This window comes from Streptomyces solincola (assembly GCF_002982015.1).
Lineage (GTDB): Bacteria > Actinomycetota > Actinomycetes > Streptomycetales > Streptomycetaceae > Streptomyces > Streptomyces solincola.
Genome location: NZ_PVLV01000400.1, coordinates 1 through 13424, shown reverse-complemented (window position 1 = coordinate 13424; position 13424 = coordinate 1). Strand labels below are relative to the sequence as shown.

Below are 13424 nucleotides of genomic sequence, written 5' to 3'. Positions count from 1 at the left end.
AGGGCGGTGAGCAGGTCGCGGGGCGGGGTCGGGGGCTGGCGGCGCATCCAGGCGGCCAGGGGGAAGAACTCGCCGTCGAGGGCGCGGGTCTCGGCGACGCCGTCGGTGTAGAGGAGCAGCAGGTCACCGGGGGCGACGTCGAAGGAGTCGACGTGGTAGTGGTCGCCGATCAGCTCCGCGAGGCTGAGCAGGGGTGAGGGGGCGGCGGACTCCAGGACGCGGAGCCGGCCGCGGGTGAGCAGGAGCGGTGGCGGGTGTCCGCAGTTGAGGATGTCGATACGGCCGCCCTCGTGCGGGATCTCCGCGAGGAGGGCGGTGGCGAAGCGCTCCATGGGCCCGTCCGGCGGGAAGGCGGCGTTGTAGCGGGCGCTGCTGGCGTCGAGTCTTCGCGCGACGTCGACCAGGTCGGCCTCGCCGTAGGCCGCCTCGCGGAAGGCGTTGACGATCGCGGCGGCCGCGCCGACGGCGGGCAGGCCCTTGCCGCGTACGTCGCCGATGAGCAGCCTCACCCCGTAGGGGGTGTCCACCACCTCGTAGAAGTCCCCGCCGATGCGGGCCTCGGCCGCGGCCGCGAGGTACAGGGACTCGACCTCCAGCAGCCCGAAGCGGCGCGGCATGGGGCTCAGCACCACATGCTGCGCCGCGTCGGCGACGAGCCGTACATGGAAGAGGGTGCGCTCGCGCTGGAGCCGGACGTGGCTTCCGTACGCGGCGGCCACGGTGACCGCGATGATCCCCGCGCAGGTCCACCACGTCCCGAGGTCGGGGAAGACCAGGCTGAGGCCGATCATCAGCAGCAGGCAGACCGTGCCCAGCAGGACGGTGGGGAGGACCGGCCACATGGCGGCGGCCAGGGCCGGCGCCGCGGGCAGGAGGCGGCTGAAGGCCATTTCCGGAGGGGTGGCGTAGGCCAGGCTGGCGATCACGACGGTCAGGATGACCGGCGACAGCCGCACCAGCGTTCCTCGGCCGTGACGCCGACGGAGCCGCGGCCGGACAGAATCGATCACACAGACCAGACTAACCACGCGATCGAGACATAGCGCCCTGGCGACGTCGCTGGGCTGGAAGCTCCCCGGCTTCGCTGGGGAGCGGGGCGGACACTCCGGCGGACGGCGGCGGCCTCGGCCGCGTACGGAGACGTACGCGGCCGAGGCGAAGTCGCGGACCGCCATCCGCCGGCGTACCGCTCCTCCCCTGCGACCGAGGAGCGGTAACAGGACGAGCCGCTACCCTCCGGGCTTCTGCTGGCCGACCGTCAGGGACCACCGCACCGGAGAAGGTGCGGTGATCTCCAGGGAAGCGGGATCGCGGTCGTACTTCAGATCGATCTGGTTGTACGTGGTGCTGACGTCTCCGGACACGCAGCTCAGCGGAAAGCTCAGCCCGGACGGCGCGAAACGGACCTGGAGGACTCCCTCGCCCTCACAACTCACGGCTATGCCGAGCGGACCCTTGCGCACTCCTCCCGGAATCGGTACCTGGCGGTTGCCCGAGGCGCCAGCGACCGACGCCACGGCGTGGCCGTCTGGTAGCTCCGGAGGCGCGGTGACCGCGGACGGCGGCGTTGGAACTGACGACGGCCGGTCAGGCTGTCCTGGCGAGGAGACGCCAGCGGAGGGAGCACCTTGAGCCTGACGCGGCTCGTCGACCGTGCACGCGGATGCGCCGAGCAGAAGCGAAACCGCGAGCCCGGCGACGGCCCCGCGGACGGAGGCGCGCACGCCGGGGGCGTCTAGCGCTCCCACAGGTACCAACCCACATGCCAGGGCGTGTGACTGGTCACCGTGCTCTTCGCCGAAGTTCTGCAGTTGCTGTAGATGACGTAGCTCGTTCCGGTGTTCTTCATGCGCCAGACCCCGTACTTGGCGTAAGTGGTCTTTCTGGGCGGCGTGTCGACCTGAATTTCGTTGCCGACTTTCACGCTCAGCTTGGCGGACAGGTTTACGCCGTACTTACCCTCGATACTGGCGATCATCGGGCTCACACCGACTTTGAGCTCACCGGAGATCTCAACCCCGACTTCACCACTTGCTTCGGACTTGAACCAGGACCGGGCGGTCCGGCTGGTGCCGTTGTAATTCGCCTGCTGCGCGCCGATCGGCTTGTGCACCTTGCCCTTGTTCGCCGTCGGCACGTACACGTTACGGGGCTGGCAGTATTCAGCGTTCGGTTCATCAGAGCTCTTGTCGGGCAGAGGCAGCGGCGCGTCACTCTCAGGGGCGGGCACGAGTGCTTCCTCCGCCTCGTCGGGCGGACCCGGCTGGATAACGCCCTCATCCACCACTGGTTCCGATGCCGCAGCATCCGGTTCTGCCGCATAGGCGACGTACGGCGCATTCACACACGCCAACATCGCCGCAGTCGTCGCCATGACGGCCAGATACTTCTTCATGCTCCCCCACATTCTCTCAGCCACCCCGGTCACGGGCGGTGCAGTGAGGCGAACTTAGCGTGAGAGGAATTCCGATGTCACAGGAATAGCGAAAGGTTGAGCAACATCTGAGATTGAACGTCGGGCTCCGTTTGCATCAGTCCGTCCCGGACGGCGGCGGCCCCGGGCGCGTACGGAGCACGTACGCGGCCGGGGCCGTGCCAGGAGGCCTGGGGCCTCAGGCGATGCGGTCGAGAACGATCGGGGTCGACTCGTGCGCCGTGCCCGCGGGGGCGATGTCCCAGGCGGAGTCCAGGGACTGCTGGGCGTAGGCGAACTTCTCGGGGGTGTCGGTGTGCAGGGTGAGGAGGGGCTGGCCGGCGGTGACCGTGTCGCCGGGCTTGGCGTGGAGCTCGATGCCGGCGCCGGCCTGCACCGGGTCCTCCTTGCGGGCGCGGCCGGCGCCGAGGCGCCAGGCGGCGACGCCCACGGCGTAGGCGTCCAGGCGGGTGAGGACGCCGGAGGCGGGGGCGGTGAGGACGTGCTGCTCGCGGGCGACGGGGAGGGTGGCGTCGGGGTCGCCGCCCTGGGCGGCGATCATGCGGCGCCAGACGTCCATCGCGGTGCCGTCGGCCAGGGCCTTGGCGGGGTCGGCGTCCTTGATGCCGGCGGCGTCGAGCATCTCGCGGGCGAGGGCGACGGTCAGCTCGACCACGTCGGCGGGGCCGCCGCCGGCGAGGACCTCCACGGACTCGCGGACTTCCAGGGCGTTGCCCGCGGTGAGGCCGAGGGGGGTGGACATGTCGGTGAGGAGGGCGACGGTCCTGACGCCGCTGTCGGTGCCGAGGGCCACCATGGTGGAGGCCAGCTCGCGGGCGTCCTCGATGGTCTTCATGAAGGCGCCGGAGCCGACCTTGACGTCCAGGACGAGGGAGCCGGTGCCTTCGGCGATCTTCTTGGACATGATGGAGGAGGCGATGAGGGGGATCGCCTCGACGGTGCCGGTGACGTCGCGCAGGGCGTAGAGCTTCTTGTCGGCGGGGGCCAGGCCGTCGCCGGCGGCGCAGATGACGGCGCCGGTGGTGTCCAGGACGTGCAGCATCTCCTCGTTGGAGAGCAGGGCGCGCCAGCCGGGGATGGACTCCAGCTTGTCCAGGGTGCCGCCGGTGTGGCCGAGGCCGCGGCCGGAGAGCTGGGGGACGGCCGCGCCGCAGGCGGCGACCAGGGGGGCCAGGGGAAGGGTGATCTTGTCGCCGACGCCGCCGGTGGAGTGCTTGTCGGCGGTGGGGCGGGAGAGGGAGGAGAAGTCCATGCGCTCGCCGGAGGCGATCATCGCGGCGGTCCAGCGGGCGATCTCGGTGCGGTTCATGCCGTTGAGCAGGATCGCCATGGCGAGCGAGGACATCTGCTCGTCGGCGACCTCGCCGCGGGTGTAGGCGTCGATGACCCAGTCGATCTGCTCGGGGCTCAGCTCGCCGCGGTCCCGCTTGGTGCGGATGACGGAGATCGCGTCCATGGGTGGGTTCCTTCCGAACGGGTGGCCTCTACGACGGGGACTCTACGCGCATAGAGGAGAGAGGGGGCGNNGGGGGCGTCGGGTGACTACGGGAGGTGCTGCGGGCCGAAGGCCTGGGGCAGCATGGCGGAGAGCGTGAGCTCGCCGGCGGGGGTGTCCAGCAGGAGCTCCTCGCCGCCGAACTCGTAGAGGAGCTGGCGGCAGCGGCCGCAGGGGACGATGACCTCGCCCTTGCCGTCCACGCACACGAAGTGGGTGAGCCGGCCTCCCCCGGTGGCCTGGAGCTGGGAGACCAGCCCGCACTCGGCGCACAGGCCCAGACCGTACGAGGCGTTCTCGACGTTGCAGCCGGTGACCGTCCGGCCGTCGTCGGCCAGGGCCGCCGCGCCCACCGCGTACCCGGAGTAGGGGGCGTAGGCGCGGGACATGGCCTCGCGGGCGGCGGCGCGCAGTCCCGACCAGTCGTAGGGCGCGGCGGCCGCGGTCACTTGCCTTGGCCCTTCTTGTAGGGCAGGCCGTCGGCCTTGGGCATCCGCAGGCGCTGGGCGGAGACGGCGAGGACGAGGAGGGTGGTGATGTACGGGGCCGCGTCCACGAACTGGGAGGGCAGCAGGTCGGTGTTGGCGTACCAGAGGAAGAGGCCCGCGGCGACGACGAGGGAGACCGCGCCGGTGGTGAACTTCTTCTTGTAGAGCTGCCAGCCCGCCCAGGCGACCAGCAGGATCGCGACGAGCAGCAGCATGGCGTGGACGTTCTCCGCGCCGCCGCGCAGCTTGAGGCTGTCGGTGAAGCCGAACAGGCCCGCGCCGAGCGCCATGCCTCCGGGCATCCAGTTGCCGAAGATCATCGCGGCGAGGCCGATGTAGCCGCGGCCGCCGGTCTGGCCCTCCTGGTAGATGCCGGTGGAGACGATGGCGAGGAAGGCGCCCGCGAGGCCGGCGAGGCCGCCGGAGACGACGACGGCGATGTACTTGTACTTGTAGACGTTGACGCCGAGGGACTCGGCGGCCACCGGGTTCTCGCCGCAGGAGCGCAGCCGCAGGCCGAAGGCGGTGCGCCAGAGGAGCCACCAGGTGCCGGGGATCAGCAGCAGGGCGACGACGGTGAGGAGGGAGAGGTTGGTGACGAGGCCGCCGAGCACGCCGGCCAGGTCGGAGACGAAGAACCAGTGCTGGGACTGGAGGTCGGCCAGCCAGTCGGAGAGACCGGGGATGGTGATGCGGTCGATGCCCTCGATGCGCGGCGACTGCTTGGAGGAGCCGCCCGGGGCCTCGGCGAAGGTGAAGTTGGAGAGGTAGCGGGTCAGACCGGTGGCCAGGATGGTGATGGCGACGCCGGAGACGATGTGGTTGACGTTGAAGGTGACCGTCATGATCGCGTGCAGGAGGCCGCCCAGGGCGCCGCCGACGATGCCGAGCACGACGCCGGTCCACGGGCCCCACTGGAAGCCGGCCCAGGCGCCGAACCAGGTGCCGAGGATCATCATGCCCTCGAGGCCGATGTTGACCACGCCGGCCCGCTCGGCCCACAGGCCGCCGAGGCCGGCCAGGCCGATCGGCACGGCGAGCTGGAGGGCGCCGGAGACCTGTCCGACGGAGGTGAGGTCGTTGGCGCCGCTGATCACCCGGACCAGGGAGAACAGGGCCAGGCCGCCGGCGATGATCAGCAGGACGACCGGCAGGGTCAGGCGGCGGCGGCCGCCGCCCTTGCGCGGCGCGGTCGCCACGGCGGAAACAGTGCTCGTGGACTCGCTCATGCCGCCACTTCCTTCTTGGTCTTACGGGCCTGGGCGGCAAGCTCCTCGCCGACCTTCTGCTGCTGGCGGCGCAGGCCGTACTGCCGGACCAGCTCGTAGGAGACGACCACCGAGATCACGATCAGGCCCTGCATGATGATCGCGATCTCCTTCTCGTATCCGTAGGTGTCCAGCGAGGCGGACGTCTTCTCCAGGAAGGAGATCAGCAGCGCGGCGAAGAAGATGCCGACGGGGCTGTTGCGGCCGAGCAGGGCGATGGTGATGCCGGTGAAGCCGACGCCGACCGGGAAGCTCAGGCTGTAGGTGTGGGTCTGGCCCAGCAGCAGCGGCATGCCGGCCAGTCCGGCGACGGCGCCGGAGATCAGCATGGCGGTGAGGACCATCTTCTTGGCGTCCACGCCGCTGGCCTGCGCGGCGGACTCGCTGGCGCCGGTGGCGCGCAGGTCGAAGCCGAAGCGGGTGCGGTTGAGGACGAACCAGTAGACGACGCCGAGCGCGAAGGCCACCAGGGTGAAGCCGTAGACCGTGCCGCCCTCGACGTCCAGGCCGGGCATCCAGCCGGACTCGGCGATCTCGCCGGTGGTCAGGTCGTTGGAGCCGGCGGGCTGCACGCCGAGGTTGGCGGGCAGGATCAGCCAGGCGATCAGCGCGGTCGCGATGGCGTTCAGCATGATCGTGGCGACGACCTCGCTGACCCCGCGGGTGGTCTTCAGGATGCCCGCGATGCCGGCCCAGAACGCGCCGACGAGCATCGCGACGACGACGATGAGGAGGATGTGCAGCGGGCCGGGGAGGGTGACGGAGGCTCCGACGACCGCGGAGACCATCGCGGCGAGGCGGTACTGGCCGTCCACGCCGATGTTGAACAGGTTCATCCGGAAGCCGATGGCGACGGCGAGGGCGGCCAGGTAGTACGTGCCGGTCTGGTTGAGGATCAGCACCTGGACGTCGGTGAACTCGGCGTTCTCCACCATGAGCTGGTACGGCTCGATGGCGTCGCGGCCGGACAGCAGCAGCACCACGGAGGTGAGCAGGAAGGCCACGACCAGGGCGAGCGCCGGGCCGGCCAGGCCCAGGAGCAGCCGGTCCTTGTCGAATTTCCTCATCGGCCCTCACCGTTCTGGTTGTGCTCGAGGTGCCCGGTGGCGGCGCCGGTCATGGCCGAGCCCAGCTCCTCGGGGGTGATCGTGGCGGGGTCCGCGTCGGCGACGAGCCGGCCGCGGTACATCACCCGCAGGGTGTCGGAGAGCCCGATCAGCTCGTCCAGGTCGGCGGAGATCAGCAGCACCGCCAGCCCTTCGCGGCGGGCCTCGCGGATCTGGTCCCAGATCTGCGCCTGCGCGCCGACGTCCACACCGCGGGTGGGGTGGGCGGCGATCAGGAACTTGGGCCGGTGGCTCATCTCGCGGCCGACGATCAGCTTCTGCTGGTTGCCGCCGGACAGCGAGGCGGCGGTGACGTCGATGCCGGGGGTGCGCACGTCGTACTCGCGCACGATCCGCTCGGTGTCGCGGCGGGCCGCCTTGGGGTCGAGCAGGCCGCCCTTGCGGCTGTTGGGCGCCTCGGTGACGTGGCCGAGGATGCGGTTCTCCCACAGCGGGGACTCCAGCAGCAGGCCGTGCCGGTGGCGGTCCTCGGGGATGTAGCCGATGCCGTCCTCGCGCCGCTTGCGGGTGGAGGTGCGGGAGACGTCCCGCCCGTCCAGGGTGATCACGCCGCCGTCCAGGGCGCGCATGCCCATGATGGCCTCGATCAGCTCGGTCTGGCCGTTGCCCTCGACGCCGGCGATGCCCAGGACCTCGCCCTTGTGGATGGTGAAGCCGATGCCGGCCAGCACCTCGCGCACCACGCCGTCGGCGTCGTCCGCGGTCAGCCTCAGCGCGTCCACGGTGAGCATCGGCACGTCGGTGACGGTGGACTCGCGGGTCTCCGGCGAGGGCAGCTCGCTGCCCACCATCAGCTCGGCGAGCTGCTTGGTGGTGGTGTGCTTCGGGTCGGCGGTGCCGACGGTGGTGCCGCGCCGGATGACGGTGATGTCGTCGGCGACCGAGAGCACCTCGCCCAGCTTGTGCGAGATGAAGATGACGGTCAGGCCCTCGGCCTTGAGCTCACGCAGGTTGTCGAAGAGCGCGTCGACCTCCTGGGGCACCAGCACCGCGGTCGGCTCGTCCAGGATCAGGGTGCGCGCGCCGCGGTAGAGGACCTTGAGGATCTCCACCCGCTGGCGGTCGGCGACGCCCAGCTCCTCGACCAGCGCGTCGGGGCGCACGTTCAGCCCGTAGGCGTCGGAGATCTCCTTGATCTTGCGCCGCGCCTTGGAGCCGATGCCGTGGAGCTTCTCGCCGCCGAGGACGACGTTCTCCAGGACGGTGAGGTTGTCGGCCAGCATGAAGTGCTGGTGCACCATGCCGATGCCGGCCGCGATGGCGTCGGCCGGGCTGGAGAAGGTCACCTGGGCGCCGTCGACGGTGATGGTTCCCTCGTCCGGCTTCTGCATGCCGTAGAGGATCTTCATCAGGGTCGACTTGCCGGCCCCGTTCTCGCCGACCAGGGCGTGCACGGTGCCCCTGCGGATGGTGATGTCGATGTCGTGGTTGGCCACGACGCCGGGGAACCGTTTGGTGATGCCGTGCAGCTCGACGGCGGCGGCCGTGGTGGCGGCGGCCGGCGGTGTGGACGGACTGGACGCGTTGATGACGCACTCTCCTTGGCGGGCTCCTCGTCGAGTCGGGGTCGAGCAAGGAGCGGAGGGGACCGAGTGGCTGGAGGTGGGGCAGGACTCTGCCGTGGTACGGACGCGGGGGGTGGCGCCGAAGCTATCGCGCCCGAGTGTCGTCTACGCGCGTAGCGGTGCCAGAAGATGGAAACCCGGGACCCGGGGACCGAACGGGGCCTCACCGGGGGCGGGAGGGGCGGCGCGCCCGCCGGCCTCCCGGGGCCGAGTGCCGTCCGGGCACCGGAGCCGCGGTGGAGTCCACCGCCCGCCCCGGCGCCCGTGACGGCGCGCTGTCGTTCCGCCGCCTTACGGGGCGGTCTTGACCGTGATCTTGCCGGCGATGATGTCGGCCTTGGCCTTGGCCACGGCCGCGGTCACGTCGGTCATCTTGGTGTACGCCGGGTTGGAGTCGGCCAGGCCGACGCCGTCCTTGTCCAGGCCGTAGCGGATCTCGCCGGACTGCGGCTTGCCGTCCTTGACCGACTTGATCAGGTTGAAGACGGAGTCCGGGATGTCCTTGGTCACCGAGGTGAGGATGTAGTCCCGGTAGGCCGCCAGGCCCTGCTGGTTGTACTGGTCGGAGTCGACGCCGATGGACCACTTCTTGGCCTTGGAGGTGGCCTCGATGGCGCCCGAGCCGGCCAGGCCGGCGGCGGAGTAGATGACGTCCGCGCCCGCGTCGAGCTGGCCCTCGGCGGCGGCCTTGCCCAGGTCGGGCTTGGAGAAGCCACCGAAGTCCGGCGGCTGCGTCAGGTACTGGACCTTGACGTTGACGTCCTTGTTGGTGTCCTTGACGCCCTGCGCGAAGCCGGCCTCGAACTTCTTGATCAGCGGGGTCTCGACGCCGCCGATGAAGCCGACCGTCTTGGTCTTGGTCACCTTGGCGGCGGCGACGCCGGCCAGGTAGGAGCCCTGCTCCTCGTTGAAGACCAGGTTGGCGATGTTCTTGCCGGTCTTGGAGGTGTCGTCGATCAGGCCGAAGGTGGTCTTCGGGAACTTCGGCGCGACCTCGGCGATGGCCGGGGCGTAGGCGAAGCCGACGCCGATGACCGGGTTGTTGCCGGCGCGCGCCAGCTGGGTCAGGCGCTGGACCTTGTCCGGGTCGCCCTCGCCCTCGCTGGGCTCGGCCTCGGAGGTCTGGACGCCCAGGTCCGCCTTGGCCTTCTCCAGGCCGGCGTAGGCGGCGTCGTTGAAGGACTGGTCGCCGCGGCCGCCGATGTCGTAGGCGATGGCGGCCTTCGGGTTGTCCTTGTCGGACCCGGCGTCCGAGGACGACTTCCCGCCACACGCGGTGGCGCCGAGGGCGAGTGCGGCAGACGCGACACCCACAGTCGCGATCCTGGTAATGCGGCGCAAGGGAGGCTCCTTCGACCTGACCGAAGCGCCTCTGTCCGGGCGCTGGTTCGCGGCGATCGTAACGCGCGTAGATGTCAGTTAAAGCCCCGTTCAGCAGTCGTTATCGATTCGTCGCGGTACGGCCGCGGACGGGCCCCGGATCCGACTCTGCGTGACCTCGCGGGCGCTGCGGGCCACGGTCCGCGCCCGGGTGCGCGAGCGGCCGGCGCCCCGTCGCGGGACGCCGGCCGGCCGAGGGCTCAGACCGCCTGGGGCGGCTCGATCAGGGCGGCTGCGGTGAACAGCTCGACGCCGACCTGGATGGCGCGCTCGTCGACGTCGAAGTTGCCTCGGTGCAGGTCCAGCCGGGCGCTGTCGCCGGGGCGGCGGACGCCGAGGCGGGCCATCGCGCCGGGGACGTGCTCCAGGTACCAGGAGAAGTCCTCGCCGCCCAGGCTCTGCTCGGTGTCCTCCACCGCGTGCGGGCCGAACCGGGCGGTCATCGCGTCGTGCAGGTGCTGGGCCACCGAGGCGTCGTTGACCACCGGCGGGACGCCGCGGACGTACTCGATCTGGCACTTGGCCCCGTGCAGCTGGGCGACCTCGTCGATCGCCGCGTACACCTGGTCGGGGGCGTCCCGCCAGGCGGACAGCTCCAGGCAGCGGACGGTGCCGCCCAGTTCGGCGCGCTGCGGGATGACGTTGGGGGCGTGGCCGGACTCGATCCGCCCCCAGGTCAGGACGAGGCCGGAGCGGGCGTCCACCCGGCGGGCCAGCAGCGCGGGGGCGTCGGCGGCGACCCGGGCCACCGCGGTGACAAGGTCGGTGGTCAGGTGCGGGCGGGCGGTGTGGCCGCCGGGCCCGTCCAGGACGACTTCGAGGCGGTCGCAGGCCGAGGTGATCGGGCCGGTGCGCAGCCCGATCCGCCCCACGTCCACCCGCGGGTCGCAGTGCAGGGCCATGATCCGGCCGACGCCCTCCAGCACCCCGGCGTCCACCGCGGTGATCGCGCCGCCGGGCATGACCTCCTCGGCGGGCTGGAAGACCAGCCGGACGGCGTTGGGCAGCAGGTCGCGGCGGGCCAGGTCGGCCAGCACCAGGCCCGCGCCGAGCACCACGGTGGTGTGCACGTCGTGGCCGCAGGCGTGCGCCCGGTCCGGGACGGTGGAGCGGTACGGGACGTCCGTCTTGGTGTCCGGAATGGGCAGCGCGTCGATGTCCGCCCGCAGCGCCAGCATCGGGCGCACGCCGTCCCAGGCGCCGATGTCGCAGGTCAACCCCGTGCCGCCGGGCAGGACCCGGGGAGCGAGCCCGGCCGCCTCCAGTCGCGCCTTGATCGCGGCGGTGGTGCGGAACTCCTGGAAGCCCAGCTCGGGGTGCATGTGCACGTCCCGGCGGAACGCGATCAGCTCGGCGCGCAGCGCGTCCGGCAGCGTGCCGAGGAGGGGCGTTCCGCCCGGATCGTCGGTTTCGGGGTCGCGGGACATCAATTGGTTCACCCATCAAAGGGTAGGCGTGTTTGCCCTCCGACCGGCGTGTGATCTCCAAAACTTCAGCCTCATTGGGGAAGGAAAACCCCGGTGTGCGGGCTTGACAGGGCGTCAGGGTGGGTAAGCTCACCCGCCTCCGGCCCGAAGTCGGACGGATGTTCCCTTATGGGATGGTGTGCTCCGGGTGACGGCGGGGGCGCGCGGGGTGACCGGATCCGTGCGGCGTCAGGGGCCCGCGGTGCGCGGGGCGCCGGTGAAGGGCAGGCCGTGGGCGGCGCGGGCGGAGTCGGCGACGCCGGCCAGGAAGCCCCGGGCCCGGTCGGTGACCGAGGAGCGCAGCCACTCCGGCTCCACCGGGCACACCCGGATGGACACCCCGTCGCCGGCCAGCACCAGGGGCAGGGTGTGCACCACGGTGGACGGGAAGCTGAGCACCGTGCGGGCGATGGGGCCCCGGCGGGCGATCAGCTCCAGCGGCAGGTCGGGGCGGACGATCTCCAGTCCGGTCTCCACCGCGATCCGGTGCAGCTTCTCCACGCTCTCGCGCCGGTGGGCGAAGTAGCGCCGGCCGCCGTGCGCCCGGGCCAGCGCGCCGACCGCCGCCGCGTACCGGTCGGGGTCCACCACCCCGGTCTCCACCAGCGAGGTGCCGACCAGGTCGGCGCCCTCGGTCAGCCGGGGCGGGCCGAAGGCGGAGCGGGTCCAGGCGAAGCGGTTCGCGGTGATCACCGCGGACGCGGGGGCCGTCTCGACCGGCAGCGCGGTGAAGACCTCCACCTCCCGGCCCCGCCCCGGCGCGAGCCTGCGCCGGGCCAGGGCGGCGACCGGGGCGAGGACCAGTTCGCGGGGGTCGCGGGCGCCCCGGCGGTGCCAGCGCACCAGCCGCTCGCCGCGGGCCGACAGCGCCAGGTACTCCAGCGTCGCGGTGCCGTCGTCCACCACGGTCAGCCGCCGCGCCCCGAACAGGGCGAGCAGCAGCTGCACGTAGCGGGAGAACGGGTCGCCGACCACCACCCGCTCGGCGCGGGCGATCAGCGGGCCCAGGTGGCGCAGGGCCTGGGCAACGGCGACCCCGTCCTCCCGCGCGTCCTGCCAGCGGACGGCATAGCCCTCGTCCCGGGCCAGCCCGGCGATCCGCCGGAGCTGGCCGCGGGACATCGGGTCGACCGGCGAGAGCACGACCACCTCGGGCCGCGCCCCGCCGGCGTGCGCCCACTCCAGCACGTTCAGGAACTGCACCGGGCTCTCCACGAAGGCGACCGGCGCGCCGGCGCCCGCACCGCGGCGGCCGGTGGTCATACCGTGGCCGCGACGCGCCGGAGCTTCTTCATCGGGCCCAGCTCCGAGTCGTAGACCTTCTTCACGCCGTCGCCGAGGGCGGCTTCGATGGTGCGGATGTCGCGCACCAGCCGGACCAGGCCCTGCGGTTCGACGGAGGCGGCCTGGTCGGAGCCCCACAGCGCGCGGTCCAGGGTGATGTGCCGCTCCACGAAGACCGCGCCGAGGGCGACGGCGGCCAGCGTGGTCTGAAGGCCGGTCTCGTGGCCGCTGTAGCCGATCGGGACGTTCGGGTACTCCTGGTGCAGGGACTGGATGACCTTGAGGTTCAGCTCCTCGGGCACCGCCGGGTAGGTGGAGGTGGCGTGGCACATGACGATGTTGTCGCTGCCCAGCACCTCCACCGCGTGGCGTATCTGGCGCGGGGTGGACATCCCGGTGGAGAGGATCACCGTGCGGCCGGTGGCGCGCAGGGCGCGCAGCAGCTCGTCGTCGGTGAGCGAGGCGGAGGCCACCTTGTGGGCGGGCACGTCGAACTTCTCCAGGAAGGCGACGGCCTCGGTGTCCCACGGGGAGGCGAACCAGTCGATGCCGCGCTCGCGGCAGTGCGCGTCGATGGCGCGGTACTCGTCCTCGCCGAACTCCACGCGGTGGCGGTAGTCGATGTAGGTCATCCGGCCCCAGGGAGTGTCGCGCTCGACGTCCCACTGGTCGCGCGGCGTGCAGATCTCGGGGGTGCGCTTCTGGAACTTCACGGCGTCGCAGCCGGCCTCGGCGGCGGCGTCGATCAGCGCGACGGCCTTGTCCAGGTCGCCGTTGTGGTTGATGCCGATCTCGCCGGTGACGTAGACGGGCTGACCGGGTCCGAGGGAGCGGCGGCCGAGGGTGCGGAGGCGGTGGTCGCTCATGGCGGTTCTTTCCTTACGGGGGGACGTGCGGGGGACAGGGAGTCGGTCTTC

12 protein-coding genes are annotated in these 13424 nt (G+C 71.5%); all 12 read right to left on the bottom strand.

Annotated elements, in window-relative coordinates; genetic code table 11:
• Positions 1 to 956: PP2C family protein-serine/threonine phosphatase (locus C6N75_RS22945; RefSeq protein ID WP_258177558.1), on the bottom strand; the 956-nt coding region annotated here is incomplete at its 3' end.
• Positions 957 to 1229: 273 nt separating this feature from the next.
• Positions 1230 to 1364, bottom strand: a complete 135-nt coding sequence (locus tag C6N75_RS31775; RefSeq protein ID WP_258177557.1) for a hypothetical protein — start codon at positions 1362 to 1364, stop codon at positions 1230 to 1232.
• Positions 1365 to 1735: 371 nt separating this feature from the next.
• Positions 1736 to 2395, bottom strand: coding sequence for a hypothetical protein (locus C6N75_RS22935; protein WP_146132649.1), 660 nt, complete (start codon positions 2393 to 2395; stop codon positions 1736 to 1738).
• A gap of 217 nt (positions 2396 to 2612) precedes the next feature.
• The gene (locus tag C6N75_RS22930) at positions 2613 to 3890 is read right to left on the bottom strand and encodes a thymidine phosphorylase (protein WP_105870790.1); all 1278 of its coding nucleotides are present in this window, start codon (positions 3888 to 3890) and stop codon (positions 2613 to 2615) included.
• 86 nt (positions 3891 to 3976) lie between these two features.
• Positions 3977 to 4378, bottom strand: a complete 402-nt coding sequence (locus C6N75_RS22925; protein ID WP_105870789.1) for a cytidine deaminase — start codon at positions 4376 to 4378, stop codon at positions 3977 to 3979.
• Positions 4375 to 5646 carry an ABC transporter permease gene (locus tag C6N75_RS22920; protein WP_105870788.1) on the bottom strand — a complete coding sequence of 424 codons (1272 nt, stop codon included), beginning with the start codon at positions 5644 to 5646 and terminating at the stop codon, positions 4375 to 4377. The genes C6N75_RS22925 and C6N75_RS22920 overlap by 4 nt, the downstream gene beginning before the upstream one ends.
• Positions 5643 to 6752, bottom strand: a complete 1110-nt coding sequence (locus C6N75_RS22915) for an ABC transporter permease (protein ID WP_105870787.1) — start codon at positions 6750 to 6752, stop codon at positions 5643 to 5645. Before C6N75_RS22915 ends, C6N75_RS22920 begins: the two co-directional genes overlap by 4 nt.
• Positions 6749 to 8341 (bottom strand): ABC transporter ATP-binding protein, encoded by a 1593-nt coding sequence (locus tag C6N75_RS22910; protein WP_105870786.1) that lies wholly within the window; start codon positions 8339 to 8341, stop codon positions 6749 to 6751. The genes C6N75_RS22915 and C6N75_RS22910 overlap by 4 nt, the downstream gene beginning before the upstream one ends.
• Positions 8342 to 8668: 327 nt before the next feature.
• Positions 8669 to 9718: a BMP family lipoprotein gene (locus C6N75_RS22905; protein WP_105870785.1), complete on the bottom strand. Its 1050-nt coding sequence runs from the start codon at positions 9716 to 9718 to the stop codon at positions 8669 to 8671.
• A 239-nt stretch (positions 9719 to 9957) separates the two neighbouring features.
• Entirely contained in the window at positions 9958 to 11184 is a 1227-nt protein-coding gene (locus C6N75_RS22900) for an amidohydrolase (protein ID WP_105870784.1), read from the bottom strand.
• Positions 11185 to 11412: 228 nt separating this feature from the next.
• Positions 11413 to 12486: a glycosyltransferase family protein gene (locus tag C6N75_RS22895; RefSeq protein ID WP_105870783.1), complete on the bottom strand. Its 1074-nt coding sequence runs from the start codon at positions 12484 to 12486 to the stop codon at positions 11413 to 11415.
• The gene (locus C6N75_RS22890) at positions 12483 to 13373 is read right to left on the bottom strand and encodes an N-acetylneuraminate synthase family protein (RefSeq protein WP_105870782.1); all 891 of its coding nucleotides are present in this window, start codon (positions 13371 to 13373) and stop codon (positions 12483 to 12485) included. Before C6N75_RS22890 ends, C6N75_RS22895 begins: the two co-directional genes overlap by 4 nt.
• Between the last annotated feature and the right edge of the window lie 51 nt (positions 13374 to 13424).

What these genes read in the sequence shown, in the direction of transcription:
- C6N75_RS22935 (WP_146132649.1), bottom strand. Translation starts at nt 2,395, where the DNA reads ATGAAGAAGTATCTGGCCGTCATGGCGACGACTGCGGCGATGTTGGCG.
- C6N75_RS22930 (WP_105870790.1), bottom strand. Translation starts at nt 3,890, where the DNA reads ATGGACGCGATCTCCGTCATCCGCACCAAGCGGGACCGCGGCGAGCTG.
- C6N75_RS22920 (WP_105870788.1), bottom strand. Translation starts at nt 5,646, where the DNA reads ATGAGCGAGTCCACGAGCACTGTTTCCGCCGTGGCGACCGCGCCGCGC.
- C6N75_RS22915 (WP_105870787.1), bottom strand. Translation starts at nt 6,752, where the DNA reads ATGAGGAAATTCGACAAGGACCGGCTGCTCCTGGGCCTGGCCGGCCCG.
- C6N75_RS22900 (WP_105870784.1), bottom strand. Translation starts at nt 11,184, where the DNA reads ATGTCCCGCGACCCCGAAACCGACGATCCGGGCGGAACGCCCCTCCTC.
- C6N75_RS22895 (WP_105870783.1), bottom strand. Translation starts at nt 12,486, where the DNA reads ATGACCACCGGCCGCCGCGGTGCGGGCGCCGGCGCGCCGGTCGCCTTC.
- C6N75_RS22890 (WP_105870782.1), bottom strand. Translation starts at nt 13,373, where the DNA reads ATGAGCGACCACCGCCTCCGCACCCTCGGCCGCCGCTCCCTCGGACCC.